The 24,004-nt window shown below is 62.8% G+C and carries 24 protein-coding genes; 17 read left to right on the top strand and 7 right to left on the bottom strand.

The genetic code is table 11. From position 1 onward, the window contains the following. Positions 1–232: 232 nt before the first annotated feature. The 11 genes from Q5701_RS20390 to Q5701_RS20340 all read left to right on the top strand — a co-directional run bounded on the left by Q5701_RS20390 (position 233) and on the right by Q5701_RS20340 (position 8,294). Positions 233–1,234 (top strand): lytic transglycosylase domain-containing protein, encoded by a 1,002-nt coding sequence (locus Q5701_RS20390; protein WP_306752770.1) that lies wholly within the window; start codon positions 233–235, stop codon positions 1,232–1,234. Beyond that, positions 1,231–2,022 (top strand): type IV secretion system protein, encoded by a 792-nt coding sequence (locus Q5701_RS20385; protein WP_306752769.1) that lies wholly within the window; start codon positions 1,231–1,233, stop codon positions 2,020–2,022. The genes Q5701_RS20390 and Q5701_RS20385 overlap by 4 nt, the downstream gene beginning before the upstream one ends. 2 nt (positions 2,023–2,024) lie before the next feature. After that, positions 2,025–2,561, top strand: coding sequence for a hypothetical protein (locus tag Q5701_RS20380; RefSeq protein ID WP_306752768.1), 537 nt, complete (start codon positions 2,025–2,027; stop codon positions 2,559–2,561). Further along, a complete protein-coding gene (locus Q5701_RS20375; RefSeq protein ID WP_306752767.1) occupies positions 2,561–3,592 on the top strand; it encodes a TrbL/VirB6 family protein in 1,032 nt (343 codons plus the stop codon). Before Q5701_RS20380 ends, Q5701_RS20375 begins: the two co-directional genes overlap by 1 nt. Positions 3,593–3,645: 53 nt before the next feature. After that, positions 3,646–4,308: a VirB8 family type IV secretion system protein gene (locus tag Q5701_RS20370; RefSeq protein WP_306752766.1), complete on the top strand. Its 663-nt coding sequence runs from the start codon at positions 3,646–3,648 to the stop codon at positions 4,306–4,308. Then, a complete protein-coding gene (locus tag Q5701_RS20365) occupies positions 4,305–5,036 on the top strand; it encodes a TrbG/VirB9 family P-type conjugative transfer protein (RefSeq protein WP_306752765.1) in 732 nt (243 codons plus the stop codon). Before Q5701_RS20370 ends, Q5701_RS20365 begins: the two co-directional genes overlap by 4 nt. Next, complete coding sequence (locus Q5701_RS20360; RefSeq protein WP_306752764.1) at positions 5,036–6,070, top strand: TrbI/VirB10 family protein; 1,035 nt, start codon at positions 5,036–5,038, stop codon at positions 6,068–6,070. Before Q5701_RS20365 ends, Q5701_RS20360 begins: the two co-directional genes overlap by 1 nt. Before the next feature lie 10 nt (positions 6,071–6,080). Continuing rightward, complete coding sequence (locus tag Q5701_RS20355) at positions 6,081–6,530, top strand: TraB/TrbI/VirB10 family type IV secretion system protein (RefSeq protein WP_373568578.1); 450 nt, start codon at positions 6,081–6,083, stop codon at positions 6,528–6,530. 71 nt (positions 6,531–6,601) lie between these two features. Beyond that, positions 6,602–7,534, top strand: coding sequence for an ATPase, T2SS/T4P/T4SS family (locus tag Q5701_RS20350; protein WP_444875282.1), 933 nt, complete (start codon positions 6,602–6,604; stop codon positions 7,532–7,534). A 206-nt stretch (positions 7,535–7,740) separates the two neighbouring features. Continuing rightward, entirely contained in the window at positions 7,741–7,998 is a 258-nt protein-coding gene (locus Q5701_RS20345; RefSeq protein WP_306752762.1) for a type II toxin-antitoxin system ParD family antitoxin, read from the top strand. Then, positions 7,995–8,294, top strand: a complete 300-nt coding sequence (locus Q5701_RS20340; RefSeq protein WP_306752761.1) for a type II toxin-antitoxin system RelE/ParE family toxin — start codon at positions 7,995–7,997, stop codon at positions 8,292–8,294. Before Q5701_RS20345 ends, Q5701_RS20340 begins: the two co-directional genes overlap by 4 nt. A 160-nt stretch (positions 8,295–8,454) precedes the next feature. On the opposite strand, the gene Q5701_RS20335 is transcribed toward Q5701_RS20340, so the two are convergent. Both Q5701_RS20335 and Q5701_RS20330 read right to left on the bottom strand, forming a co-directional pair. Next, positions 8,455–10,293, bottom strand: a complete 1,839-nt coding sequence (locus Q5701_RS20335) for a type IV secretory system conjugative DNA transfer family protein (protein ID WP_306752760.1) — start codon at positions 10,291–10,293, stop codon at positions 8,455–8,457. Between the two features lie 14 nt (positions 10,294–10,307). Then, entirely contained in the window at positions 10,308–10,658 is a 351-nt protein-coding gene (locus tag Q5701_RS20330) for a hypothetical protein (protein ID WP_306752759.1), read from the bottom strand. Positions 10,659–10,880: 222 nt separating this feature from the next. Here Q5701_RS20330 and panB point away from each other — a divergent pair, with 222 nt between their 5' ends. Continuing rightward, a complete protein-coding gene (gene panB, locus Q5701_RS20325) occupies positions 10,881–11,675 on the top strand; it encodes a 3-methyl-2-oxobutanoate hydroxymethyltransferase (RefSeq protein WP_306752758.1) in 795 nt (264 codons plus the stop codon). Positions 11,676–11,854: 179 nt separating this feature from the next. Here panB and Q5701_RS20320 read toward each other — a convergent pair whose 3' ends face one another. The 3 genes from Q5701_RS20320 to Q5701_RS20310 all read right to left on the bottom strand — a co-directional run bounded on the left by Q5701_RS20320 (position 11,855) and on the right by Q5701_RS20310 (position 14,134). Beyond that, positions 11,855–12,856, bottom strand: coding sequence for a dipeptidase (locus Q5701_RS20320; protein ID WP_306752757.1), 1,002 nt, complete (start codon positions 12,854–12,856; stop codon positions 11,855–11,857). 22 nt (positions 12,857–12,878) lie between these two features. Continuing rightward, positions 12,879–13,112, bottom strand: coding sequence for a TOBE domain-containing protein (locus Q5701_RS20315; protein ID WP_306752756.1), 234 nt, complete (start codon positions 13,110–13,112; stop codon positions 12,879–12,881). Positions 13,113–13,237: 125 nt separating this feature from the next. Continuing rightward, entirely contained in the window at positions 13,238–14,134 is an 897-nt protein-coding gene (locus Q5701_RS20310) for a LysR family transcriptional regulator (RefSeq protein ID WP_306752755.1), read from the bottom strand. A gap of 185 nt (positions 14,135–14,319) precedes the next feature. On the opposite strand from Q5701_RS20310, the gene Q5701_RS20305 reads away from it, so the two are divergent. From Q5701_RS20305 to Q5701_RS20290, 4 genes are all read left to right on the top strand, one after another. After that, entirely contained in the window at positions 14,320–15,042 is a 723-nt protein-coding gene (locus Q5701_RS20305) for an isochorismatase family protein (RefSeq protein WP_306752754.1), read from the top strand. 88 nt (positions 15,043–15,130) lie between these two features. Beyond that, entirely contained in the window at positions 15,131–17,206 is a 2,076-nt protein-coding gene (locus Q5701_RS20300; RefSeq protein WP_306752753.1) for a hydantoinase/oxoprolinase family protein, read from the top strand. A 1-nt stretch (position 17,207) separates the two neighbouring features. Next, entirely contained in the window at positions 17,208–18,989 is a 1,782-nt protein-coding gene (locus tag Q5701_RS20295; protein ID WP_306752752.1) for a hydantoinase B/oxoprolinase family protein, read from the top strand. 108 nt (positions 18,990–19,097) lie between these two features. Next, a complete protein-coding gene (locus Q5701_RS20290) occupies positions 19,098–20,597 on the top strand; it encodes an NCS1 family transporter (RefSeq protein ID WP_306752751.1) in 1,500 nt (499 codons plus the stop codon). 194 nt (positions 20,598–20,791) lie between these two features. On the opposite strand, the gene Q5701_RS20285 is transcribed toward Q5701_RS20290, so the two are convergent. Next, positions 20,792–21,517 carry a transposase gene (locus Q5701_RS20285; protein WP_306752750.1) on the bottom strand — a complete coding sequence of 242 codons (726 nt, stop codon included), beginning with the start codon at positions 21,515–21,517 and terminating at the stop codon, positions 20,792–20,794. A 165-nt stretch (positions 21,518–21,682) separates the two neighbouring features. Between Q5701_RS20285 and Q5701_RS20280 the strand changes: the two genes are divergently transcribed. Beyond that, positions 21,683–22,177: a M10 family metallopeptidase C-terminal domain-containing protein gene (locus tag Q5701_RS20280; protein WP_306752749.1), complete on the top strand. Its 495-nt coding sequence runs from the start codon at positions 21,683–21,685 to the stop codon at positions 22,175–22,177. Positions 22,178–22,807: 630 nt separating this feature from the next. On the opposite strand, the gene Q5701_RS20275 is transcribed toward Q5701_RS20280, so the two are convergent. After that, complete coding sequence (locus Q5701_RS20275) at positions 22,808–24,001, bottom strand: IS91 family transposase (protein WP_306752748.1); 1,194 nt, start codon at positions 23,999–24,001, stop codon at positions 22,808–22,810. Positions 24,002–24,004: the final 3 nt, after the last annotated feature.

The following is a 24,004-nucleotide window of genomic DNA, read 5'->3' as shown; positions in this document are numbered from 1 at the left end:
AACTGTAGTTTTATGGTTCCTACGCCAAAAACCGCAGTTTATCAGGATGCCGCGCCTCACCATGGATGTTTCAGCCTCGGCTTTCGTCGTCATGGGTTTCTTGCTCATCTTCGCTCCATAAGGGCTACGATGAGCCAAAAACCCTCCATCACGCAATCTGCCTAATCTGTCCCATGGGCGCTGACGTCAGACAGTCCTCGGTCTGCGCGAAGAGATCGGGAAGTCTGCTGAGTTGCAGGCCAGGAACGAGGAGCGCGTCAAGCAGCTCAAAGCACGCACCGAGCAGCTGGCAGCGGCCCAGGACACGCTGGAGCTGCTGACGGAAACCTCCCGGTTCATCCCGGATCTCGAAGGCGCCGGAATATCGGGCGGAAGAGACGCGTTCACCGGTGCCGCAGGGATCTATGCCGCCCAAGATAACAATCCCTACGCAGACCGCATCATGGGCGATGCGCCGGTCACAATCGAGCAGATGATTTCGGACACGGCCGCTGCCCATGCCGGCCATCCGGCCCTGGCGGGTGCCGGCATCGATGCTGTCGAGTTCCGCTGCTGGCTTCAGGCGCTCGTGAAGCAGGAGTCCAATTTCTCGATCGGCGCCCGCAGCCCTGTCGGGGCATTCGGCCTGACCCAGATCATGCCCGGCACCTTTGCCGAGCTGGGCATTCCGGACAATGGCAGCCGCCAGGACCCACGCACGCAGCTCGACGGCGGCGCGCGTTATCTTCTGAAGGGCCTAGCAATGTTCGGCTCCATGCCCTTGGCGCTTGCGGCTTATAATGCCGGACCCGGCGCGGTGGAGAAGTATGGCGGTATTCCGCCCTACCGGGAGACGCAGAACTACGTCGTCAAAATTACCGGCTACTACAACCGCTATGCGGCCCGGATGGGCGGAGATGCGCAGGCGGTCGGCACGCTCGATCCACGCGACATGGTGATTGCCGAGGCGTCGAACGTCTCGGATGCGGCCCTGGGCTACGCCGCGGTCAGCATGAACACGATGCATGGTTCCATGGGCCGGCTTAGGGCTATCCTGCTCGAGGTCGAGACAACCCGTTCGGCGAAGGCTGCCATGGATCTGAACACCTATGCGCGGGCCGAAGTGGCGCGCATGGCGGTGATCCTGACCCGGCTGCAGGCGGTAGAACGCAAGGTAGAGGCGGCCCGCACCGCGCTGCTGCTCGAAGCTTATGCCCGTGATGAACTCTATATGCAGATGAGGATCGACGGATGAGACGGACCCACAACATTTTGGCTGCTGGCGCGCTCGCCTGCGTCTTCGTCCTACCCGCCCATGGCCAGGGCGTGCCGGTCATCGACGGAACAAGCCTTGCCAAACTTGCCGAGCAACTGGTCGAGGCGAAGCTGCAACTTAAGGAGCAGATCACCCAGAACCTGAAGCTCGACGAGCAGACGGCGCAGCTTCTCCAGCAGATCATGCTCCTGCAGGACCAGATCGACGCGCTGCGAAGCGGATTGACGCTGGCAGACCTCGGCGTCGATCCCGAAAGCTTCCTCCAAGATATCCTGCCAGACTTCTCGGACCTGACCACCTCGCTTGAGGCGGCGCGCACGGGCGACTGGACGCGGGTGCTGGCCTCGGGCGACATGCTAGGCGGCGGGCGGACGGTCACCGGCCATGTTGACAAGACCTTTGAAAACTCAGGTCTCACGCGGGGGCGCGTCGACACCCTGGCCCAAAGCGAGGACCAGGCCGTGTCCCGCATCGGTCAGTCTGCCAATGTGAACGCTTTCATGAGCGTGGCTGCAGAAAGCTCGGCGCAGGCGGCCACAGACAGCCTGACGCGGCTCGACGGGTTGGTTCAAACCATTCCCGGCACGGCCGGGCTAAAGGAAGCGATCGATCTCAACACGCGGGTCACGGCGGAACTGGGCATTGCCTTGGCCAATGTCTGGTCGATGGAAGCGATCCAGACCGTGGGTCAGGGTAACATGGGCGTCATGGACGCGGCCACCGCGGCCGACGAGGAAAAGTACCTGCGTATGAAGCTGGAGGACTGATCATGATGCGGAGAGCACTGTGGAGCGGACTGGTGATCCTGGGCCTTGGCACAATGGGACTGGCGCAAACCTCCGGAGCGCCTCCTGACCTCCCGCAGCCGGAACTGCAGGAGCTTTTGGACCGGCAGGCCGAGATGAGCGAGGCGGAACGCAAAGCCGAGGAGGATTTCCTGAACTTGGATCTGTCACCCGATGTAGACGTGTCCAGTGTCAAACGAGTGCCGAGCGCAGATCAGAACCAGCCGTATCGAAGCTGTGAGAAGACGCCCGAACTATTGGCTAACTTGCGTTCTCCTGGCGGGCCGGGAAAGCGAGCATATCGTGATATTGAAGCCTATCTCTCGGCAGAAAATGTCCTCGCCACTGAGGATTGTACCTGCGCCGCGAAAATCATCCCCCACCAGATAGTAGTGCTGTTTGAGGACAAGTTGCGCAAAGAACTAGACGTGGACGTCCTTACGCCGGACCACACGCGCGACCTCTACAAGGCCTACGAGCGGCAGATCAAGATCATCGACGCAATGTGCGGTGAATACTGATGGCTTTGGTGGAAACAATCCTTGGCGATCTGGATGCAGCGGTCCTCGATGTCGGCGAGACATACTTTACGTCGACTGCCGATGCCCTCGATCCAATGCTGACAATCGTGACCACGCTGCTGATTGCGCTCGTTGGCATCAACATGGCACTCTGCGCCTATCGCCTTTCCATGCGCGACGCCTGGCAAGTTGTGTCGCGGATCGTGCTGGTGTTCCTCTTCGTCCGATCATGGGCCAACTTCGGCGCGATCTATGATGCGTTGTCCTCAGGCGCGGGCAGCCTTGCCATGAGCTTCTTTGAGGGAGCCGCTGCGACACCTGCCTCTGCCATGGATCAGTTTGCCGTGCAGATGTCCGATGTGGCGGACGGCGCTGCCCGATCCGTCAGTTCCATCACACGCGGACTCGTTGCCGGGCTTCTCTTCATCATTCTGTCGGTCCTGATGGCGGCTTATGTTCTGATCGTCGGCTTCTCGAAGATCATGATCGCCTTCCTGCTGGGCGTCGCCCCGCTGGCGATGATCGCCACCCTGTTCGAGCGCACCAAGTCCCTCTTCGAGGCTTGGCTAACCTCGTTCGTGGGCTATCTACTGTATCCGATTGCCGCAGCCGCAGTGATCGGTGCCGTGGTGTCGATGGCGGAGGCACAGTTCACTCCTCAAGCCAGAGTCGAAGATTTTTCGATGATCCTTGGCTTTCTCTGCGTCACCTTTGTCGGCATCTTCGCCCTGCTGGCCATCCCCACGGCAGCAGCCAACATCACCGGCAGCTTCAATCTGGCCAACTTCGCTCCCGAGGCCGTTCGACTGGTGGGGCGTCCGCTGCTGCTTCCCGCAACTGCGACTGGAGCCGGGATCCGAAGAGGAGGAGAGGCGCTCAAGGCTCGCGGCGAGGCATTCGTATCCGGCGTACTGACTGGCAAGACCCCGGTGCTTGCCGCCCGGGCTCGGGACCGGGCCTGGGCCGAGAAGGGCGCCGACCTGCGGGCCAAGCTGCGCGGCATCAACATCATGCAAGGCAAGCGCGAGTGAGCGGCACAGACCGACCAAGGTGAGCGACCATGAAACACGCAGAGCCTGACAGCATGACGATCCTGGAAACCGAACTGATCTTCGGGGTCCGCCGGCGCGAGCGCATGGCGTGGGCGGTCGCCATTGGAGGCGTTCTGGCGGGCCTCGGCGGCGTGGCTGTCGCCGGGATGATGTTGCCCTTGAAGGAAACGCAGGCTTTCCTCGCCATCGTCGACAAGGACACGGGCCTTGCGGAGCGTGCCGTTCGGATTGAGGCGGCGGGCGTCGAACAAGGTGCGGCCGTAGAGCAGTCGCTGCTCTACAGCTACGTCAAGAACCGCGAAACCTATGACGAGGCCGACAACGAGGCGCGCATCCTGCGGGTCTATCGCATGTCCGCAACCCGGGTGCAGGCGGCGTTGAAGGCGCAATGGGACAAGGCAAACCCGAACTATCCGCCGCTGATCTATGGCGCGAGCGGCACCGTTACGGTCGACGTACTGTCGATCACGCCGGTCGCTGAGAAGACCGCACAGGTCCGCTTCACCAAGCGGCTCGAGAAGCCGGGCGAGCCGGACCGGATCGGCAAGTTCTACGCCACCGTCAGCTATGCCTTCGAGCCCACCACCGCGAGTGCAGTCGAGCTCGTCTGGGAAAACCCTTTCGGCTTCACCGTCACCGACTACCGCGTCACGGCGGAAAGCCTCGACGCCCAGGATATGGAGGCCCAGCCATGATCCGCATCATCACGACCAGTGCGTTGCTCGCGTTGCTGTCCCTGCCAGCTGCGGCCCACGCCGAGGCGCGCCCGCGGGCGGGCGGCAACGACAGCCGCCTGACCTATGCCACCTTCCAGGAAGGGCAGGTCTATACCATCAACACCCGGGTCCGGAACGTCACCCTTGTCGAGTTGGGCGATGGCGAAACCATCCGCTCCATCGCCATCGGTGACAGCGAAGCCTTCCAGGTCGAGAAGCTGGAAGGCTCGAACGTCTTTACCGTGAAGCCGGTGCTTGATGGCGTCAGCACCAACCTGACCGTCGAAACCAACCGCCGCTTCTACTTCATCCATGTCGTGGAGTCCTCCCGTGCCACCCCACACTGGTCGGTAAAGTTCACCGTCCCGGGTGGTGGATCCCGCTCTCGCGGAGCGGCAATGGCGGCTGCAATCCCGGCGGAAGTGCCGATGCGCTACCGGGTGATCAACCGCAGCGGGGATGCCTCCTTCGCGCCCACCGGCATCTCCGACGACGGCAGAAGAACATTCTTCCAGATCCCGCCCGGCGCGCCGATCCCGTCGGTCTTCCGGGCCGATGCCCGGGGGCGGGAGTACAGCGTCAACACCACTACCAACGGCACGATCATCACCGTGGGTGCGCGTTCGGAACGCTGGGTGCTGCGCTATGGCGACGCATCCGTCTGCGTCGAGGGCACGCGGCCTGATGCCGGCGGGAAAAGAGGCTGATGACCGAGGTCGATCCCCTCCAGGAACGCCTGCGGAGGATACAGCAACCCCCGCCAAGGCCATCCTTGTGGCGGCGCCTGGCACTGCCCGCAGGGATGCTGGCCGCCGGGCTTGCCGGGGGCGCCTATGTGGCAACGGTTGTCCCTTCCGAGAATGAGGCGCCGACCGCCCTGCCAACCTCCGAGGTTCGTGAGTTCCAGGACGACACCGGACTTGACGGCTTTACGCTGACCGAGACCGCGCCGAACCCTGCGCCAGCCCTGCCTGGCACCCGCACCGAAGTGCGCACGGTTCCCGATCCGCAGGCCCAGGCCGATGCTGAAGCAGCACGGGCGGCTCTGCAACAGGCCAGGGCGGACCTGGACGCCCTCCGGGCCGAACTTGCCGCAGCCAAGGCCAGTCCAAGGGAGGGTTCCGCTGAACTCGACAGCCTGCGCGCCGACCTGGAGCAACTGCGAAACGACATGGCGGGCAAGGATCAGGCCCTCGACGATCTCACGCGCGACAACCTGCGCCTGCAGTCCGAACTGGACATGGCCGCGGAACTGGCAGCCCAAGCGCAGGGCGCAGCCGATGAGGAGGCACAGCGTCTGGCCGAGCTTGAACGCCGCCGGGCGGAGCTTGAAGCCCGTCGTGCCGAGGAAGAGGCTCTGCTGCAAGCCCGGACGCAATCGGCCACCGTCGCCTACCGTGCTGGCGGTCGAGAGAGTGGCGAAAACGATATGGCGGGTGCCGACGAGCGATCGGACGCCGCCGAACGGTTCCGGCGTGCTGGACGGACCGAAGCCGTGGAAGCGGAGGTCATTGCGGACCCTTCCCGCACGGTGCTCCAGGGCACGCTGATCGAGGCGACGCTTGCCACCGCCATCTCCAGCCAGCTCGAGGGCAATGTATCGGCCACGGTGAGCTATGATGTCTGGTCGATGGATATGACAACTGTGCTGATCCCTCGCGGGCACGCTGATCGAGGCGACGCTTGCCACCGCCATCTCCAGCCAGCTCGAGGGCAATGTATCGGCCACGGTGAGCTATGATGTCTGGTCGATGGATATGACAACTGTGCTGATCCCTCGCGGCGCGCGGCTCTTCGGCCGTTACAGCTCGTCCATCGAGAAGGGTCAGCGGCGGATCATGGTGGCCTGGGACCGGGTGGTCACGCCCGACGGGCAGTCTGTCGAGCTTGCCGCCTATGGGACCGATCGGGTCGGCCGCGCGGGCGTGACGGGTCGGGTCAACACCCGAACCCTGGCGCGCTTCTCGGCCGCGGCTGCGGTCTCGATCATCGGTGCCGCCCCGGCGGTGCTGGCGGCCGCTGTCGAGGATGGTGACGACGACGAGATCGCGCGGGATACCGCGGAAAACATCGGCAGCAGTGCCAGCGACGCAATCGGCGGGGTGATCAAGGACTACATCGACATCCCGGCGACGATCAGCGTCGACCAGGGTGCCGTGGTGATGGTCATGGTGAATGCCGATCTGGCCATGTTCCCATGACAGCCCTTGGGCACCTTGAAAGCAGGCTCAGCATCCTGCGGCCCTTGATCGAGGCGGAGGCCACCATCGAGGTGGCGATCAACGCCTGTGGCCGGGTCTGGGTAGAGCGCGCCGGAGACAGCCATATGTCCTTGTCGGACATGACGCTCTCGCCTGTCGAGGTGAGGGATCTTGCTGGCCTTATTGCCAACAAGCAGCGCCTCACTCTGACAGACAGCCAGCCTGCGATTTCCACGACCATCGCGTTCGCAGGCGCCACCTTGCGCTGCCAAGCTATCATTCCCCCGGCCTCGGCCGACGGCGCAATCATCTCCTTGCGGGTGTTCCGCCGCAAGCCGGCAGGCGTGCCGCCCCGGCACTTCGGCTTTCTGCGCAATCCGGCCGTCTCCCTTGAGGAAGAACGACTGGAGACGTTGCGCCGGATCCGGAACATGGCAAGAGAGGGAGAAGACCCGGACGTCTTTCTCCGAGCCTGTGTCGAGGCGCGCCTGAACATGGTGATCTCCGGGGGGACCTCGTCTGGCAAGACCGAACTGGCCCGTCGCCTCCTGTGGATGGTGGAGAAAGAGCACCGCCTGGCGCTGATCGAGGACTCGACCGAACTGCTGCCGTCCCAGGAGAATGTGGTCAGCCTGATCGCCGACCGGTGCGAGGGCTCCCCGCGCTCGGCTGACAAGCTGCTGGAGATGACCCTTCGGCTGCGCCCCGATCGGATCATTCTGGGCGAGTTGCGCGGGATCGAGGGCGTCACCTTCCTGGAAGCCATCAACACCGGCCACGAAGGCAGCTTCACCACCCTCCATGCCACAAGCGCGCGAAAGGCAGTCAACAGGCTGGCCTTTCTGGTCATGCGGGCGGGAATGCCCCTGACGCTGATGGAAATCCGCGACTATGTGCTCGGGTCCATCGACGTGATCGTGCAGACCGGGCGGATAGGCGCTGAGCGGGGTATCCTCGAGACGTGGTTTCCGGGACTCGAGAAGGGCAACGGCGAGGCCTCCTAGAAAGGCTGGCCTGATCTGCCGGTCCAGTTCAATCAGGGGTAACATTGCTCCTCAGGGGTCGCTCTGGCCATCATCCGCACGCTGGCGGCAGGTACTGCCGGTTCATTCTCAGGCGTCAGCAGAGACAGGCCTTCTCAAGCCATCAAAGGCACTTGATAACTGTTATGAACTTTGTCACCTTGGTTTCAAAGACAGCGGAGAATAGGATGCTGAGCGCCGAACTGGGATCGCAGCTTGAAAGCTATGTGGCTCAACTGGTTGAGAGCGGCCGCTACAACTCGAAGAGTGAGGTCATGCGCGAGGGCATTCGCCTGATCCAGGAGCGTGAAACGCGTCTGGCCGTGCTGGATCAGGCTTTGGCCCGTGGAATGGCCGATGCTGACGCGGGACGAACGCGGCTTGCTCCGGAGGTTTCGGCGCGGCTGGAAGCAAAGTACAAGGCGATGCAGCGCGCTGCGGAATGATCGTCGAGATCACCGCCACGGCCGAGGCGGATCTGGAAGCGATCGGCGACTATATCGCGCACGACAACCCTGCCCGCGCTGTGACCTTCATCCGAGAGCTTTACCAGTGCTGCGTGGAGTTGGAGGACATGCCCCTGGCATGGCCGATTGTGCCTCGCTATGAGCAGCACGGCATTCGTCGTCGGGTGCATGGGCGATATCTGATCTTTTATCGCATTGGCCATGAGCGGGTGACGGTTCTGCACATCGTGAACGGCGCCATGGATATCGAGGCCATCCTGTTTCCAAAGGGTTGAGCGCCAGTAAAGCGACCAGCTTTCCGGTTGGGACTGTGGTAAACTAGGGATGCTCAGGCTGTCATGTTGGATCAGCCTGCTCCTGGCCCTCAATCGTTTTGCTTTGCAATCGCCTGTCAAAACTGTCCATCTTGTCTGATGCGCCCCGGAAATCTGCCTCCTAGATCACGGCGTCATCAGCCTCGGCGCTGTGAACCTCTGCAACCTCCTCCTGCGCCAGGGGAGGCTCCGTTTCCGGCGTCTCTGCGCCACCTCCCCTGGGCTCGGCATTTGGATAGGAGATGCGGTCCTCCTTCAGTGCCATAACTTCGGCACGCAGCTCCTCGAGTTCCGCCCGCAGGGGATCGGGATAGGGCAGCGGTCCCTTCTGCGCGTCGATGATGGTCTTGAACCAGGCGTCCTGCCAGTAGACGATCCGGTCCACCAGGATCGGGTTCTGCCGCTCGGGGATCAGGATGATCTTGTCGGGATCGAGCCTGCGGACCTCGTCAGGGGTCATCAGCGGACGCTCCTCGTTGCGCCGCGAGACCGAGCGCTTCAGCATCCCCTGTCCGTCTTGCGAGTAGCTGTCGCTGAGCGACAGCCGGGTGGTCTTGCCGAGTGCCTCGGACACCTCGCCGGCCGTCTTCTTCTCGTTGGGTGCAATGTAGAGCTTCATGCCGGCGGCAGACTCGATCGAGAGCCGCTCGTTCTCGGAATAGATGGTTTCCAGCCCCGGCACCGACTGGGTGATGATCGAGACGCGTACTCCATGACCGGCCAGTTGCTTCAGCGATTGGACGATGATCGGCATGGGGCCAAGCTGATCGAACTCGTCGAGGATGATCTGTACAGGCCAGGGCTCGGTTGTCGGGTCAGGGATGTGCGCGCGCATGGTGGCGATCAGCTCTCCGAACATCAGCCGCAGAAGCGGGGAAAGCGTCGGGATGTCGTCAGAGTTGGCAACGATATAGACCGCATGCGGGCGCCGCCGGATGTCGTCCCAGGAAAAGTCGTTGGCGCTCGTGATCTTGTCGATCCGCGGATTGAACCACAGGCCAAGGCCCGACCCATCGAGAACCGAGGCGTAGGACGACAGCGTCCGGTCGGAATGGCCCGAGAAGTTGAGAAAGATCGTCGCGGTCTGGGGGTGGCGCGCCTCGGCCGCTAGGGCGGCGTAGGCTGCCTCCTTGTTGCCGGTATCGAAGAGGATGCGGGCAATGGCGCCAAACGTCGGCGTGCCGCGCTCGATGGCCAGCATGCCAGCCGCCACGAACAGCTGGCGCGCGCCCACAATGAAGTCCGAGGCACCACCCTTCTCGTTCTTCGGGATCAGGAAATAGCTGGCAAGCTTCGAGAGTTCGGTGAACCGCTGGTCGGTATCCGCAATCCTGCTGATCCGCTCAAGCGGGTTGTAGCGATGCGACGGGTGCACGAAGTCAAAGGGCGCGATGCGGAACACCTGGTCGCCCTGCGCCTGACGGTGCCGGGCCGTGGCCTCGAAGATATCGCCTTTCACATCCATCACCACGCAGGAGCCGGGAAAGAGCAGCGTGTTCGGCATCACGTATCCCACTCCCTTGCCCGAGCGGGTGGGCGCGGCCACCAGGGCATGGGGGAAGCGGTCGTAGCTGCCCGAGACAAAGCGCCCCTTCCTGTGCGGCTTGCCGAACTTGCCGAACACCAGCCCTGCCCCCACGGGCTGCAGGAGCCCGTTTCGCCGGATCTCGCGCCGGGTCTGGAAATGCGCCGTGCCGTAGGTGGTCAGCCGATGGGTGAGGGTGAACGCCACGGCCAGCAGGGACAAAAGCACGGCACCTGCCAGAACGATCCCATAGGCCGAACGCCAGGGATCCTGCCCGGCCATCCGCAGGCCGGGGAAGTCCGTGATGAGCACGAAAGGGTGTCCCGTATTCATGCCCGCCCCAAGCTGCCAATGCAGCCACAAGCCTCCGACCATCAGCCCGACAAGGGCTCCGGCAATTAGTCCCGTGGGAAGGGCAACACTCAGGCGGTTCATCGGCCCTGTCTCCCTCAGAGGTCCAGATCGTGATCCTTGCGGCGCAGTTCGTGCTGCGGTCTGTCGTGCTGGTGCTCGCGCGCAAGGAGCCGTTCTTTGGCCAGTTCGGCCTGCCGCCGGGACAGACCGATGCTCTCGTGGCTCTCGGCAGCAGCCACCAGGGCACGGGCAATCTCGCGCCGCTGGCGGACCTCGGGGAAGTCAGAGGCCAGCGCCCGGTCATCCCCTGAGGCGATCTGCTCCATGACTTTCTCGCCGTAGCGCCCCTTCAGATCCCGGGCGAAGCGCTCGGCGTGGTCCTCCCCCTCGAATTCCACCCGGCGGTGCTGGCGATGCACCCGGGCCAGCGTCTCGAGCGTCCGCACCAGGCGGTGAAGGGCGCGAACCAGTTGCCTTTGATCATCGAAGGCGTCACATCACCGAGGGTGTCGCCGCCAGCGTCACCGAAAATCGCGCCGCTTGATTAGGCCGCGTCACTCAGATTCCCGCATAGCTCCAGCGCTTGAAGATGAGCAATAAACCCGTGATGACGAAAGCCGAGGCTGACAGGTCTGTCAAAGACATCCACCGGGCGACGCGCAAGATCCATGGAACGGAAGAGAAGATCTGCATTCCTGACCGGTCTTCCTGGTAAGGACAGCATTGTCGCGCTGACTGCCCATAGCGCGCCGATGGCGGCCCTGATCGATCCCCATGCCGAGATCATGCTGGTGGGCGACAGCCTGGGCATGGTGGTCCATGGCCTGCCCTCGACCATCGGCGTCACGACCGAGATGATGATCCTGCACGGCCAGGCGGTGATGCGGGGCAGCAGCCGCGCGATGGTGGTGATCGACATGCCCTTCGGCAGCTACGAGGAAAGCCCCGGGCAGGCCTTCCGCAACGCCGCCCGGATCATGGGCGAGACCGGCTGCGGGGCGGTGAAGCTGGAAGGCGGCAGCCGCATGGCGCCCACCATCCGGTTCCTGACCGAACGCGGCATCCCGGTGATGGGCCATGTCGGCCTGACCTCACAGGCCACCCATACCCTAGGCGGCTTCAAGACTCAGGGCCGGGAAACCGACAGCTGGGCGGGCCATCTGCAGGACGCCGTGGATGTGGCCGAGGCCGGGGCCTTTTCCATCGTCGTGGAAGGCGTGGTCGAGGCCCTGGCCGACCGCATCACCGACGCGGTGGCGGTGCCCACCATCGGCATCGGCGCCTCGGCTCGCTGCGACGGACAGATCCTGGTGCTGGACGACATGCTGGGCCTGACCGGACGGGTGCCGCGCTTCGTGCGCAGGTTCGCGGAACTGGGCGCGGCGGCCGACCGCGCCATCGCGGATTATGCGGCAGCGGTGCGGGACCGAAGCTTTCCGGGGGATAACAACGTCTATCGCTAATCATGGCCACTTCCTAAGCAGTACGAACGGCAAAGCCCGCCTGTGCGAGAGATCCCGCGACATGTCTCGACGATCATACGCGGTCGCAGTCCTGACCATTCTTCAGCCCGTGCCATAAAACCCGATCCCCCCGTGGGACAGGAAAGCGGCTGCGGCGAGTCAAACGCTTCGTTGAACAGCTATTTCTTCCAGACCTCGGCGAGAAGGTTGACCCAGTTCTCGCCCATGATGCGTTCAATGCGGGTCTCGGACCAGCCACGGCGCTGCATGGCGGCAGTCAGAGCGCCGGTATGGCCGATCGTGTCCATTCCGGCGGGATTCCTGATGATCCCCAGGTTGGTCAAGCGGCGGGCATAGCCCTTGTCGTGGCTGATCCAGTCGAAGAAGCCTTGTCCATGGCCTTGCGTAAAATCGGTGCCGTAACCGACCCGTTCCTCGCCGCAGATGTTGATGACGTAGTCTATCGCATCGACGTAATCGTCGACCGTCGCTTCAGTCCCGCGCGCTAGGAAGGGGGTGAACATGGTCACGCCCACGAAGCCGCCGTGGTCGATGATGAATCGCAGTTCCTCGTCGGTCTTGTTGCGAGGATGCGCCTTAAGCCCGGCGGGCAAGCAATGGGAGTAGGCGACCGGCTGGCGCGAAGCCAGGATCACGTCGCGGCTGCTTTGCGGGCCTACATGCGACAGATCGCAGAGGATGCCCAAGCGGTTCATCTCGGCAACAACCTCGTGCCCGAAATCGGACAGTCCAGCATCCTTCGATTCATAGCAGCCGGTCGCGACAAGGTTCTGGGTGTTATAAGCCATCTGGATAATGCCAACACCCAGATCCTTGAACAGCGACAGATAGCCGATCTGATCTTCGAGCCCCGTCACGTTCTGCCAGCCCAGAATGATGCCGGTCTTGTCCTCGGCCTTGGCGCGGCGGATGTCGGCGGTCGTGCGGACCTGCAGGATCAGGTCGGCATTGTCGCGGAACCAAGCCTTCCACTGCATGATGTTTCGCATCGTGGCCGTGAAATCTTCCCAAATGCAGCAGGTGCAATTGGCGGCGGTGATACCGCCACGACGCATGTCTTCGAACACGTCACGATCAAACTTCGAAACGATCAGCCCATCAACCACCGTCAGCTTGTCATGCAGGCTATTGGCCCCTGAAACCGGGGAAAGGTCGTTCATCCATCTTCTCCTGGCTTAGAAGTTAGTGTTCGCTGACGATGACACCCGCTTGGGGGGACCAATGCGCCCAGACCCGGCTGCCTTGGGGCACGGACGCGGGACCACCCAAGTTGGGTGCGCTGGCACGGGCAGTGATGCGTGGCCCTGCCTCGGTCGCGATCTGGTATTCGACCACCGCGCCGTGGAAGGTCATCACCTCGACCCGGCCCGGCAGCGCTTTGACATTTCCGGCAGGCGCCGCGGTCGAGAGGGACACGACCTCGGGGCGCAGCGCCGGTCACGGCGGTCTGGGACCGCACGAACCGATCCGAGGTGCTGGAAACATCCCTGAAATTCATGCGCACCCAAGGCCGGAACAACGTGTCAAGCCATCCCTGATCGTTACCGTGTTCCGGCGAGTTTCGCCACATCGACGAATTCGCGGACCTGCCGCGACCTGTTCGACCGCTTCCAGGCCAGCACCGTGCGGATGCGGAACAGGGGGTGCATAATCGGGCGTACCTCGACGTTGCGGCCCAGAAAGCCGATCAGGCTTTCGGGATAGATCGTGACGCCCAGGCCCGCCGCGACCAGGCCCAGAAGCGCCAGGGTATTCGACGCCTCGATGGCGATGTTCAGGGATATGCCCTCGGCGCTGAACAGGTTGGCCAGGCGCCAGCGGTATTCCTCCCATTCATGGGTATCGCCCAGGATGATGTCCTGGCCCACCAGATCGGCGGGCGTGACGACCGGCAGGCGCAGCAGCGCGTGATTGCGCGGCGTCACGACATACAGCGGTTCGATCGACAAGGTCAGGCTGTGATAATCGGAATGGTCGAAGGGGCCGATCATGTAGCCCAAGTCGATCTCGTCATTCGCCAAGGCGATCTTTTGGCCTTGCGTCCTGATATACCGAATCTTCAGGTCCACGTGTGGATGGGCCTGCCGGAACCGCGCCACAGCCGCAGGCATCAACTCGGTGGCGGCGAAGGCCATGTAGCCCACGTTCAGCGACCCCAGCTTGCCTTCGGCAATGCGCCGCGCCAGCTGGATCGAGGACTCATAGCCCCGCAGCAGATCGGCATTGTCGTCATAAAAGCTGCGCCCGGCCTGGGTCAGCCGAACCTCGCGCGTGGTGCGTTCCAGAAGGCGGAATCCCAGGGTCGCTTCCAGTTTCTGGATGCGGCGGCTCAGCGCGGACTGGTCGAGGTGAAGACGTTCGGCCGCGCGGCGAAAGCTGAGTTCCTGGGCAAGGGTGATGAAGGAATGGACATTCTCGATGCCGGAATGATCGCTCATGGAATGGCACCTCCTTATTGATGCGTCTGGCGCATGAATAATTGCTGACACGCCATTTCCCTTGGGTCAAGGAACCACGGAATATGCTCTCAGAGCAGCGGATCATCAGCCTGCACGGGGATTGAGGACGGCTCGGACCGAGGGGTGCAACCCTGCGCCCGCAAACCAAGACAAGGATCACGAGAATGAGCGAGATGGACACCAAGGAACTGGACCGCCTGCTGCAGGAAGCCTTTGATGTAGCCAGCAAGCTTTACAAGGAACGCGGCTTCCAGCGTCGCGTGGGCTTCGGCAAGCGTCCGGCCTTGGTCAGCGTGGACCTGGCCAATGCCTGGACCCGTCCGGGCAACCCCTTCACCTGCGACCAGGAGAAGATGGACAACGAGATCATTCCGGGGATGCAGAAGCTGCTCAAGGCGTTCCGCGCCCAGAACCTGCCGGTCGTCCACGTTACCACCGCATACGAGATCACCGACCGCAATGCCGATTTCACCGACATGGGCCTGTGGCACAACAAGATTCCCGTCGATGTGGTTGACCTGAAGAACAAGGACCTGTGGGCCATCGACAGCCGCATCGCCCCGGTCGAGGGCGAATACACGCTGCTGAAGAAGCGCGCCTCGTCCTTCCACGGCACGGAACTGGCGGGCATCCTGCGCGCCAACAACGTGGACACGATCCTGGTCACCGGCGTCACCGCCTGCGCCTGCGTACGCCAGACGATCTGCGACGGCATCGCCGACGGCTTCCGCACCATCGCGGTCAAGGAAGCGATCGGCGACCGGGTGCCGGGCGCGGTGGCCTGGAACCTGTTCGACATCGACGCCAAGTTCGGCGACGTCCACACCGTCGATGAATGCGTGGCTTACATCGAAAGCCTGGGCGCCCAGAAGATCGCGGCGGAATAAGCACTCCCCCCTGCGCCGGTCCTTGTGGCCGGCGCCTTTTTACAGCGCCGCGAAGACTGGCGCGAGCCAACCAACAGAAAGGTGTCACATGGCCAGGATTGGCGTCGATGTGGGTGGGACAAATACCGATCTCGTCCTCGAATGCCCCAAGGGGGTCTTCTATCACAAGGTTCCGACCACGCTGAAGAACCAGTCGATCGGCGTGGTCCAGGGCGTGCAGGGCATCTGCACCATGGCGGGGATTGACCCAGCCGATGTGGAAACCATCGTTCACGGCACCACAACGGCGACGAACATCACCATCGAACATAATGGCGCGGAATGCGGGATGATCACCACGCATGGCTTCCGCGACATCCTGCATATCGGGCGCCACAAGCGCCCCTATAACTTCAGCCTGCATTTCGACGTGCCTTGGCAAAGCCAGCCGCTGGTCAAGCGCCGCAACCGCATCGCCGTGCGCGAACGCATCCTGCCGCCGACCGGAGAGATCGCCGAGCCGCTGGACGAACAGGCCGTGCGCGACGCCTGCGCGCTGTTTCGCAAGCGGGGCATCAGTTCGGTGGTCGTCGGATTCATGTTCAGCTTCCTGAACGACGCTCACGAGGCCCGTGCCAAGGAAATCGTGCTGGAGGAAATTCCCGACGCCTATGTTACCATGTCGTCGGAACTGGCCCGCGTGATGCGGGAATACGAGCGCTTCTCGACCGCAGCGATGAACTGCTATGTCGGGCCGAAGACCGCTTATTACCTGCGCGACCTGGATGCCCGCCTGCGCGAGGCAGGGGTCACGTCCAAGCTGCGGATCATGCAGTCGAACGGCGGTGTCTCGACCGTGGACAGCTGCGCCCGCCGTCCGATCCGCATCCTGATGTCGGGCCCTGCGGGCGGCGTCATCGGCGGCGCGTCCGAAGGCGAGATGGCGGGCACGCCCAACATCATCACCGTCGATATCGGCGGCACCTCGGCCGACATCTCGACGATCCCCGGCGGCCAGTTGAAGATCATGAATCAGCGCGACACCTATGTGTCGGGCTATCCGGTGCTGACGCCGATGATCGACCTTGTGACCATCGGGGCAGGGGGCGGATCGGTGGCCTTCATCGACGAGGCGGGCGCCTTCAACGTGGGCCCGCGTTCCGCCGGGTCCGAACCCGGTCCTGCCTGCTATGGCAGGGGTGGGGAAGAACCCACCGTCACCGACGCACAGATCGTGCTGGGGCGCCTTGATCCCGACATGGCGCTTGGCGGCGACCTGCGGCTGGACGCGGACCTGTCGCGCAAGGCGGTCGAGGAGAAGATCGCCAAGCCCCTGGGCATGTCCGTCAAGGACGCGGCGCTTGGGATCATCAAGATCATCAACAACAACATGGCGCTTGCGATCCGGTCGAACTCGGTCGCGCGCGGCATCGACCCGCGTGAATTTTCCATCATGCCCTTTGGCGGCGCGGGTCCGCTGCATGGCGTGGCCCTGGCCGAGGCGGTCAGCGCGCGCGACGTGATCGTGCCGGTGGCGCCGGGGATCACGGCGGCCGTGGGCCTGCTGAAGACCGACCTGCAATACGAACACACCGAGGCCGGGATCCTGATCCTGAACACCGCCACGGATGCCGACATCGCCCGCATCAACGGCCATATCGAAAAGCTGTGCAATGCGGTGCGCGAGGAACTGGATGCCGACGGCATCGCCCGGGACGGCCAGGATTTGAAGATCATTGCGGAATGCCGTTACCAGGGCCAGGGCTTCGAACTGCGCGCCGATTTCCCGGACGGGCCGCTGACGCAGGAAAATAAGCAGGTCATCATCGACAGCTTCCACGACACGCATGAACAGGATTACGGCTATGCCTATCGCAAGGCCGAGGTCGAACTGATTACCCTGCGAGTCGTCGGTTCCGCCAGCGTCCGGCGGATCGAGATCCCCAAGGTGCAGCCCACCGATGGATCCTCCATCGACCGGGCTCTGATGTTCGTACGCCCCACCACCTTCGATTGCGGCCGCACGCTGGAAACGCCGCGCTATGACCGCACGAAGCTTTATGCGGGCGACCGGGTACCGGGACCGGCGATCCTGATCCAGCACAATTCCACCACCCTGGTTCCGCCCGGCTATGTGGCCGAGACGCTGGATTACGGCAACACGCGCATTGGCAAGGGGGCCTGACATGAACCAGATGACCAAGATCACCGAGGTCGATCCGATCACGCTGCAAGTCATCCGCGGCGCCTTCGAGACCATTGCCGAGGAAATGGGCCATGTTCTTTACCGGATGTCTTTTTCCTCGATCATCCGGGAAAGCCAGGATCTGGGCGCGGGGCTGTTCGACACGAACTTCAACACGCTTTGCGAATCCGAATCCACGCCCATGCATATCGGGTCCATCCCCGGATACCTGCGCGGCATCGCCGAAACGTTGGAGGATGGCGAATGGTATGAAGGCGACGCGGTCGTCCATAACCATCCCTATTTCGGATCGTCCCACACGCCGGACCTGGCCATCGTCGTGCCGGTTTTCTTCCATGGCCGTCTTGTGGGCTTTGCGGGCAATACCGCGCATCATGTCGATATCGGCGCGGCAACGCCGGGGCTGATCATCGACGTGCCCGACGTCTATGCCGAAGGGATGCTCTTCGCGGGAACCAAGCTTTACCGCAAGGGCGAGCCCAACAACGCCATGTGGAACTATATCCGCCGCAATTCCCGCGCGGCGGGGCAACTGGTCATGGATATCGAGGCGCAGATCGCCTCTGCCCGCCTGGGTGCGCGGCGTTTTGTCGAACTGCTTGAGAAATATGGCGAGGAGATGGTCTTCGGCGCGGCCAACCAGTTGATGGACTATGCCGAGCGCATGACCCGCCAGCGGATCAGCGAGATCCCCGACGGCGACTACACCGCCGAAGGCTGGCTGGACGACGACGGCCGCAATCGCGACCAGCGGCTGAAGGTCAAGGTGACGGTCCGCGTCCGCGGGGACGAGGTCGAGGTGGACCTGACCGGGTCCGCCGACCAGACCCCCACGGCCTATAACGTGCCCTTCGAGGGATCGACCAAGGTCGCGGCCTATGCGGGGTTCCGCAAGCTGCTGCTGGACGCCGCGACATCCGACACGCGGGTGCCCTCGAACGAAGGGTCGTTCCGGCCCATCAAGGTCACCGCGCCCTTGGGGTCGATCTTCAACCCCCGCGCGCCCGCCAGTGCCGAAGCGCGGTTCACCCAGTGCAACCGCATGATCGACCTCATCATCCGCGCCCTTGCCCCGGTGATGCCCGAACAGGTGATCGCGGGATCGTCCGCCTCGATCAGCTTTGCGGCCTATTCGGGGGTGCGGCCTTCGGGCGATTACTGGGTGTTCCTGGAAGTGAACGAGGGCGCCTATGGCGGGCGGCCGCGCAGCGACGGGCCGGACAGCATCGACAACCTGATGGCCAACACCCGCAACAACCCGCTGGAAGACCTGGCGATGCATATCCCGATGATCTGCGACCGCTACGAGCTTCGCGACGACGCCCCTCCGGGCGCGGGGGAATTCCGGGGCGGGATCGGCGTGGTCAAGGCGCAGCGGGTGCTGACGCCCGGCTTCATCACGCACGAATCCGAACGCCACACCGATGCGCCCTGGGGCATCTTCGGCGGCCAGGACGGGGCCTGCGGGCGCTGCACGATCAGCAACCCCGGCAAGCCCGGAGAGGAAACCGAGATGTATTCCAAATTCTCGGGCCTGTCGGTGGGGGCGGATGACGTGATGACCTATTACAGCCCGAACGGCGGCGGCTATGGCAAACCGCTGAAGCGCGCGCCCCGCAAGGTGCTGGAGGATGTCCTGGACGGATTCTGTTCGCTGAAGGACGCCAGGGAGGTTTACGGGGTCGCCATAGACCTCGAAACCGAAACAGTGGATGTGGCGACCACCGAAAAGCTGCGCTTCGCCATGCAGCGTCATAGCTGAACTGCAAGGGCCGCATCGCGCGGCCCTTTCCTTTTCCAAGAAGAACGGCCGCGCGAGGCAATTCACCGCGCGACGGCCGCATCTGTCCAACAAACAGGGATACAAATCATGTCGCTGATACAAGACGGACTTTCGGCCACGCGGGATCGCACCGCCCTGATTGAGGAAAGCATCCTGCCCACGCAGGCCAGCCAGCGGCCCATCGGCACGTTGGGCTATGCCTGGATCTGGGTGGGCATCGCGGTCATCATCGCCACCTATTCGCTGGGGGCCACGGGGATCCAGGGCGGCTTCGGCCTGGTCACGGTGGCGCTGACAATCCTGCTTGCGAACCTGGCCATCGGCGCGCTGATGCTGGCCACTGCCGATATCGGCACGGAACACGGGCTGTCCTTCGCGGTCTATCTGCGTGCGCCCTTTGGCATTCATGGCACGCATCTGCCCGCCGTGTCGCGCGGGATCGTGGCGGCGATGTGGTTCGGCATCCAGACCTATCTTGGCGCGCTCGCGCTGAACGGGATCGGCGAATACTTCCTGGGCTTTTCCAACTGGTTCCTGTGGTATGCGCTGTTTGCCGCCGTGCAGGTGGCCAACACCATGCTGGGCATCAAGTCGGTCGAACGGTTGGCAGCGCTGGCCGCGCCCGCGATCATCGCGATTTCAGTCTGGATGTATTTCACGCTGGAGGGCATCGCGGAAACCAAGGGCCTCAATATCTGGACCTTCCGCACCGAGGGCCAAGCATCCCTGATCGTGCTGTTCATCGCCAACATGAGCTTCTGGTCCACGATGGCAATCGACATTCCGAACCTGACGCGCTTTGTGAAGACCCGCACCGGCACCCGCAGCTTCCTGCAGCGCAACCGTTCCATCTTCCTGGCACAACTGATCGCGCTGCCGGTGACGCAAGGGATGATCGCGGGCATCGGCGCGGTGTCCCTGATCGCCACCGGCAATTGGAACCCGGTCGAGGTGATCCAGGGCGACGCGCAGGGCATCGCGCTGCTGGTGCTGCTGATCCTTGTCGTGCTGGCGCAGTGGTCCACCAACAATTCGGCCAACCTGATCCCAGCCGCGCTGACCTTCATCAACCTGGCGCCGCGCGTGATCAACTATCGCATGGCTGTGGTGATCGCGGGCGTGGTGGGCACGCTGTGCTTTCCCTGGCAGATCCTGGACAACCTGTTCGTCTTCCTGGGCTATTACGGGGCCTTCCTGTCGGCCATCGGCGGCATCATGGTCGCGGATTACTATGTGATCCGGAACCGTCGCGTGAACGTCCCCGCACTGTACGACCCCGAGGGACAGTATCGCTATCACCGCGGCTTCAACCCGGCCGGGATGGTCGCGTGGCTGCTAGCGGGGGCGTTCGCGGCCTGGTGGTCGGCCTATGCCTTCGTGATCGGCTTTCCGCTGGGCTTTCTGTTCTATCTGGTGCTGATGAAGGTTCTGGTGCTACCGCGCTTTGCCCAGGCGGAACTGACCTCGCGCGGGTCGGACGAATACCTTGCTGCCTCCGTGGGCATGGACTGGGTGCATTTGGGAGGCGGACGCTTTGCCCGCATCCCCTGCCGATCAGGCCACGCGGCAGAACGTGAGGATCTGTAACGCGAGATAGTCGTGCCGGACGCTATATGCGCCCGGCACGCCCGCCACCGGCGCTGATTATCCGGCTTGGGTCGCCATGGGAATTCTACGGTTACGAAGGGGAATGCATCTTGCCGCGATGGTCGAGGCAGGCCCACCTTCCAAGAACTGATTTCGGCGTTTCGGTAATGTTTCGGGCATAACTGCACCAGATTTCAGTTGGCAGCTGCTGCAATCAGACCGGAAACGCCAACCAGTGTGATTGCCCGACGGATGTTGTACGCCAGCACTGTCAGGCTGAACTCGCTCCGCACGTTTTCGAGACGCCTCATCAGGAATGCACCTTGTCCCATCCACTGCTTGATTGTGCCGAATGGATGTTCAACGGTCTTACGACGTATATTCGGAAGTTCTGGCCTTGCGCGCAAGCGCTCCGCCATTTGCTCCAGCAAGGCTTCGTCCTCGGCCCGGGGGATCTTGCGATACGAGCCGTTGGTGCAGAGGGAACGAAGATCGCAGGTCCGACAGGCGGCACGATTGCAATACTCGATCTTCGTCGGGCCCCGTGTCTTGTCGACATATCTCGGTTCAAGAGTTTGGCTTCCAGGGCAAATATAGACGTCAGCCACCGCGTCGTAGCGAAACATCTCTTTTGTGAAATGACCGCTGCGTGCCGCAATGCTGTTGTTCGGCTTGCAAACATGCGGAATGACAGCGGCAGCATTACAAGCAGCAATATCCTCCATGCTGTAGTAGCCTCGGTCCGCGACAGCCTTTATCTCGTCAACGGCCAAGTTCTCGCGTGCGGCGTTCGCCGTTTCAGCTAACAGACCCTGGTCGGCGACACGGCTGTGGACTTGCTGTTCGGCGATGAGCTTATGCTTGGTGTCAACGGCAATCTGAACATTGTAGCCGACGCTCACACGGTTCGACGGATGCATTGCGCGGCTGTCTGGATCCGTCAGAGATATCTAGGGCGTGTTGACGTTTGAGGATTTCCAAACTGATCGCTGGCTGATTCAAGGCTGCCAAATGGGAGGCAACCTTGATCCGCACGACCTTGACCGACACACAGTGGGCACTTATCGCTCCATGGCAACGACACCTTGACGGGCACCACCGGCGCCAACCGGATCTTCAGCGGTGCCGGCAACGACACCGTCGACGGCGGTGCTGGCAACGACTATCTTTCCGGCGGCGCAGGCAATGACAGCCTGGTCGGCGGCGGTGGCCGCGATGAACTGACAGGCGGAGGTGGGTCGGATACGTTCCGTTTCTTCAGCACCACCGAGTCTAGCCCCTTTACTGGCTATGATCTGATCCGCGACTTCCAGGGGGCCGGAATAAATCTGTTCGGCACAACTGAAGATCGGATCAATCTGTCTGCAATTGACGCCAATGTCACAGTTGCTGGCAACCAGTCCTTTGTCTTCAATGGCACAAACCCTGGAGGGGCAGGCAGGATCTGGATGGAAAATGTTGGCGCCGAGACCTGGTTGCGGGTCAACACGGACAATGATGCTTCTGCCGAGATGACGGTGCGTATTCTTGATGGGGTCGATGACGCAAGTGACTACTGGGGTGGAGACTTCATTCTCTGACGTGGCCACTAGAGAATGATGCTGAATTCCTTCCTCTTGAAGCAAAAAGGCCCGACCGGGCGTTCCGGTCGGGCCGCGCCGTTTGAAACTTGTTGAGCCCCGGTGGATAAGGCGATGCCCGAAGGCACGAAGTAAGGATCTTGTTGCTTTTGCTGAGATTGCCATGACGTGGTGCCCCTAGTTGGCGACCGGTTTGGCTGACGTTCCAACCACCTCGGATAGCAAGCCTAACTTGAAGGTCCGCTTCGATCTCCTTGCTAGTGCCCTCGCGGCACTCTGCCATGAAGCCGCTTTACTGAAGGTTTTTCGACGTGGACCGCGGCGTGACGCCAGCCGCCGAGGGGTGGCGGTCCACGTTGACAAACCTCGGAAGGACGAAGCCGCGGGGGCCGGGCGCTGTCTATGGGGAAAGAGCGCCGCCGGTGGTGGCAGCCGTGAAGAGGGAGGCGGACCGGAGGTTTGATTGCGACGCTCTCTGGAAGCATTTGGCTGAGAATGCTGTAGCGCAGGCGGTTTGACCGTAGCGAAACCTGTTCATTTCCAGGTGCTCACGCCGCCATGGACAAGCGCCAGCAACCCGGCGCCTCAACAGGGACCAGTGTTGGGTCGAAGGGATGGAGGGGCGTTCCATCATGCGGCCTGCTCCCGTGGTGGTGCCTGTGATTGCGGCTTTTGCCCGCGACGGAAGATCTCGACGATGCGCATCGGCCCGCCACAGCAGGGGCATGGCTCGCAAAGTGTGAGAGGAATGACCGCGTCGGTCGCCTGAGGTGTGACCTCGGGCTGAGCCGCGCCCAGCAGACTGCAGACTTTCGAGATGTTGGCCTTGCGCGCGGCGCTGGCCAACAGTCCATAGTGCCGAATGCGATGGAAGCCATCGGGCAGGATGTGGATCAGGAAGCGGCGGATGAACTCGCCGGTAGCGAGCCGCATAACCTTTTGCCGGTCACCGGCCTTGACGCGGTAATCCTTCCAGCGGAAGGCAACGGTCCCGGCGTCGGCGCTGACCAGGCGGTTGTTTGAGATCGCCACGCGGTGCGTGTAGCGGCTGAGGTAGGACAGCACCGCCTCCGGGCCACCGAACGGCGGTTTGGCGTAGACGACCCATTCCGACTTGCGGCACGGTGCCAGCCAAGCAGTGAACGCGCTGATCCCGGTCAGCCCGGCAAGGTCGCCGAAGAAGACCAGGTGTCCGGATCGATGGAGGTCAAGCAGGCCTTCGATAAGCAGGCGACGAAAGAGCCGTGACAGCACCTGCACATGCACGAAGAACCCTGCCCGGCAAGCGATCCAGCGGGAACCGTCGGATGACAGGCCGCCGCCAGGAACGATCATGTGGATGTGGGGGTGGTGTGTCAGCGCCGAACCCCAAGTGTGCAGCACTGCCGTCATGCCGACCTTTGCGCCGAGGCGTTTGGGGTCGGCGGCGATGGTCATCACTGTCTCAGCCGAGGTGCGGAACAAGAGGTCATAGACCGCCTTCTTGTTCCAATAGGCGATTTGCGCGATCTCGGTCGGCAAGGTGAATACGAGGTGGAAATATTCCACGGGCAGCAGATCAGCGGCGCGCGCGGTCATCCAGTCGCGCGCGGCTGGTCCCTGGCACTTGGGGCAGTGCCGGTTCTTGCAGGAGTTGTAGGCGATGTGGTGGTGGCCACAGCTGGCACAACCGGCCACATGCCCGCCGAGCGCCTCGGTCCGGCAGGCCTCTATCGCTGACATCACCTTGAGCTGGGTCAGGCTGACATGCCCGGCATTGGCCCGCCGCCATGCAGGACCATGGGCGCGGAGGATGTCAGCAATCTCCAGCCTTGGCCGGGGCACGCC

The organism is Paracoccus actinidiae, from assembly GCF_030863885.1.
GTDB classification, from domain to species: Bacteria; Pseudomonadota; Alphaproteobacteria; order Rhodobacterales; family Rhodobacteraceae; genus Paracoccus; species Paracoccus everestensis.
The sequence above is the reverse complement of the archived record's forward strand: the minus strand, read 5'-3'. Positions and strand labels throughout refer to the sequence as shown.

Coding starts and splice junctions, on each gene's coding strand:
- Q5701_RS20385 (WP_306752769.1), top strand. CDS start 1,231: ATGAGACGGACCCACAACATTTTGGCTGCTGGCGCGCTCGCCTGCGTC.
- Q5701_RS20380 (WP_306752768.1), top strand. CDS start 2,025: ATGATGCGGAGAGCACTGTGGAGCGGACTGGTGATCCTGGGCCTTGGC.
- Q5701_RS20375 (WP_306752767.1), top strand. CDS start 2,561: ATGGCTTTGGTGGAAACAATCCTTGGCGATCTGGATGCAGCGGTCCTC.
- Q5701_RS20370 (WP_306752766.1), top strand. CDS start 3,646: ATGACGATCCTGGAAACCGAACTGATCTTCGGGGTCCGCCGGCGCGAG.
- Q5701_RS20365 (WP_306752765.1), top strand. CDS start 4,305: ATGATCCGCATCATCACGACCAGTGCGTTGCTCGCGTTGCTGTCCCTG.
- Q5701_RS20360 (WP_306752764.1), top strand. CDS start 5,036: ATGACCGAGGTCGATCCCCTCCAGGAACGCCTGCGGAGGATACAGCAA.
- Q5701_RS20355 (WP_373568578.1), top strand. CDS start 6,081: ATGGATATGACAACTGTGCTGATCCCTCGCGGCGCGCGGCTCTTCGGC.
- Q5701_RS20345 (WP_306752762.1), top strand. CDS start 7,741: ATGCTGAGCGCCGAACTGGGATCGCAGCTTGAAAGCTATGTGGCTCAA.
- Q5701_RS20340 (WP_306752761.1), top strand. CDS start 7,995: ATGATCGTCGAGATCACCGCCACGGCCGAGGCGGATCTGGAAGCGATC.
- Q5701_RS20335 (WP_306752760.1), bottom strand. CDS start 10,293: ATGAACCGCCTGAGTGTTGCCCTTCCCACGGGACTAATTGCCGGAGCC.
- panB (WP_306752758.1), top strand. CDS start 10,881: ATGGAACGGAAGAGAAGATCTGCATTCCTGACCGGTCTTCCTGGTAAG.
- Q5701_RS20320 (WP_306752757.1), bottom strand. CDS start 12,856: ATGAACGACCTTTCCCCGGTTTCAGGGGCCAATAGCCTGCATGACAAG.
- Q5701_RS20310 (WP_306752755.1), bottom strand. CDS start 14,134: ATGAGCGATCATTCCGGCATCGAGAATGTCCATTCCTTCATCACCCTT.
- Q5701_RS20305 (WP_306752754.1), top strand. CDS start 14,320: ATGAGCGAGATGGACACCAAGGAACTGGACCGCCTGCTGCAGGAAGCC.
- Q5701_RS20300 (WP_306752753.1), top strand. CDS start 15,131: ATGGCCAGGATTGGCGTCGATGTGGGTGGGACAAATACCGATCTCGTC.
- Q5701_RS20295 (WP_306752752.1), top strand. CDS start 17,208: ATGAACCAGATGACCAAGATCACCGAGGTCGATCCGATCACGCTGCAA.
- Q5701_RS20290 (WP_306752751.1), top strand. CDS start 19,098: ATGTCGCTGATACAAGACGGACTTTCGGCCACGCGGGATCGCACCGCC.
- Q5701_RS20285 (WP_306752750.1), bottom strand. CDS start 21,517: ATGCATCCGTCGAACCGTGTGAGCGTCGGCTACAATGTTCAGATTGCC.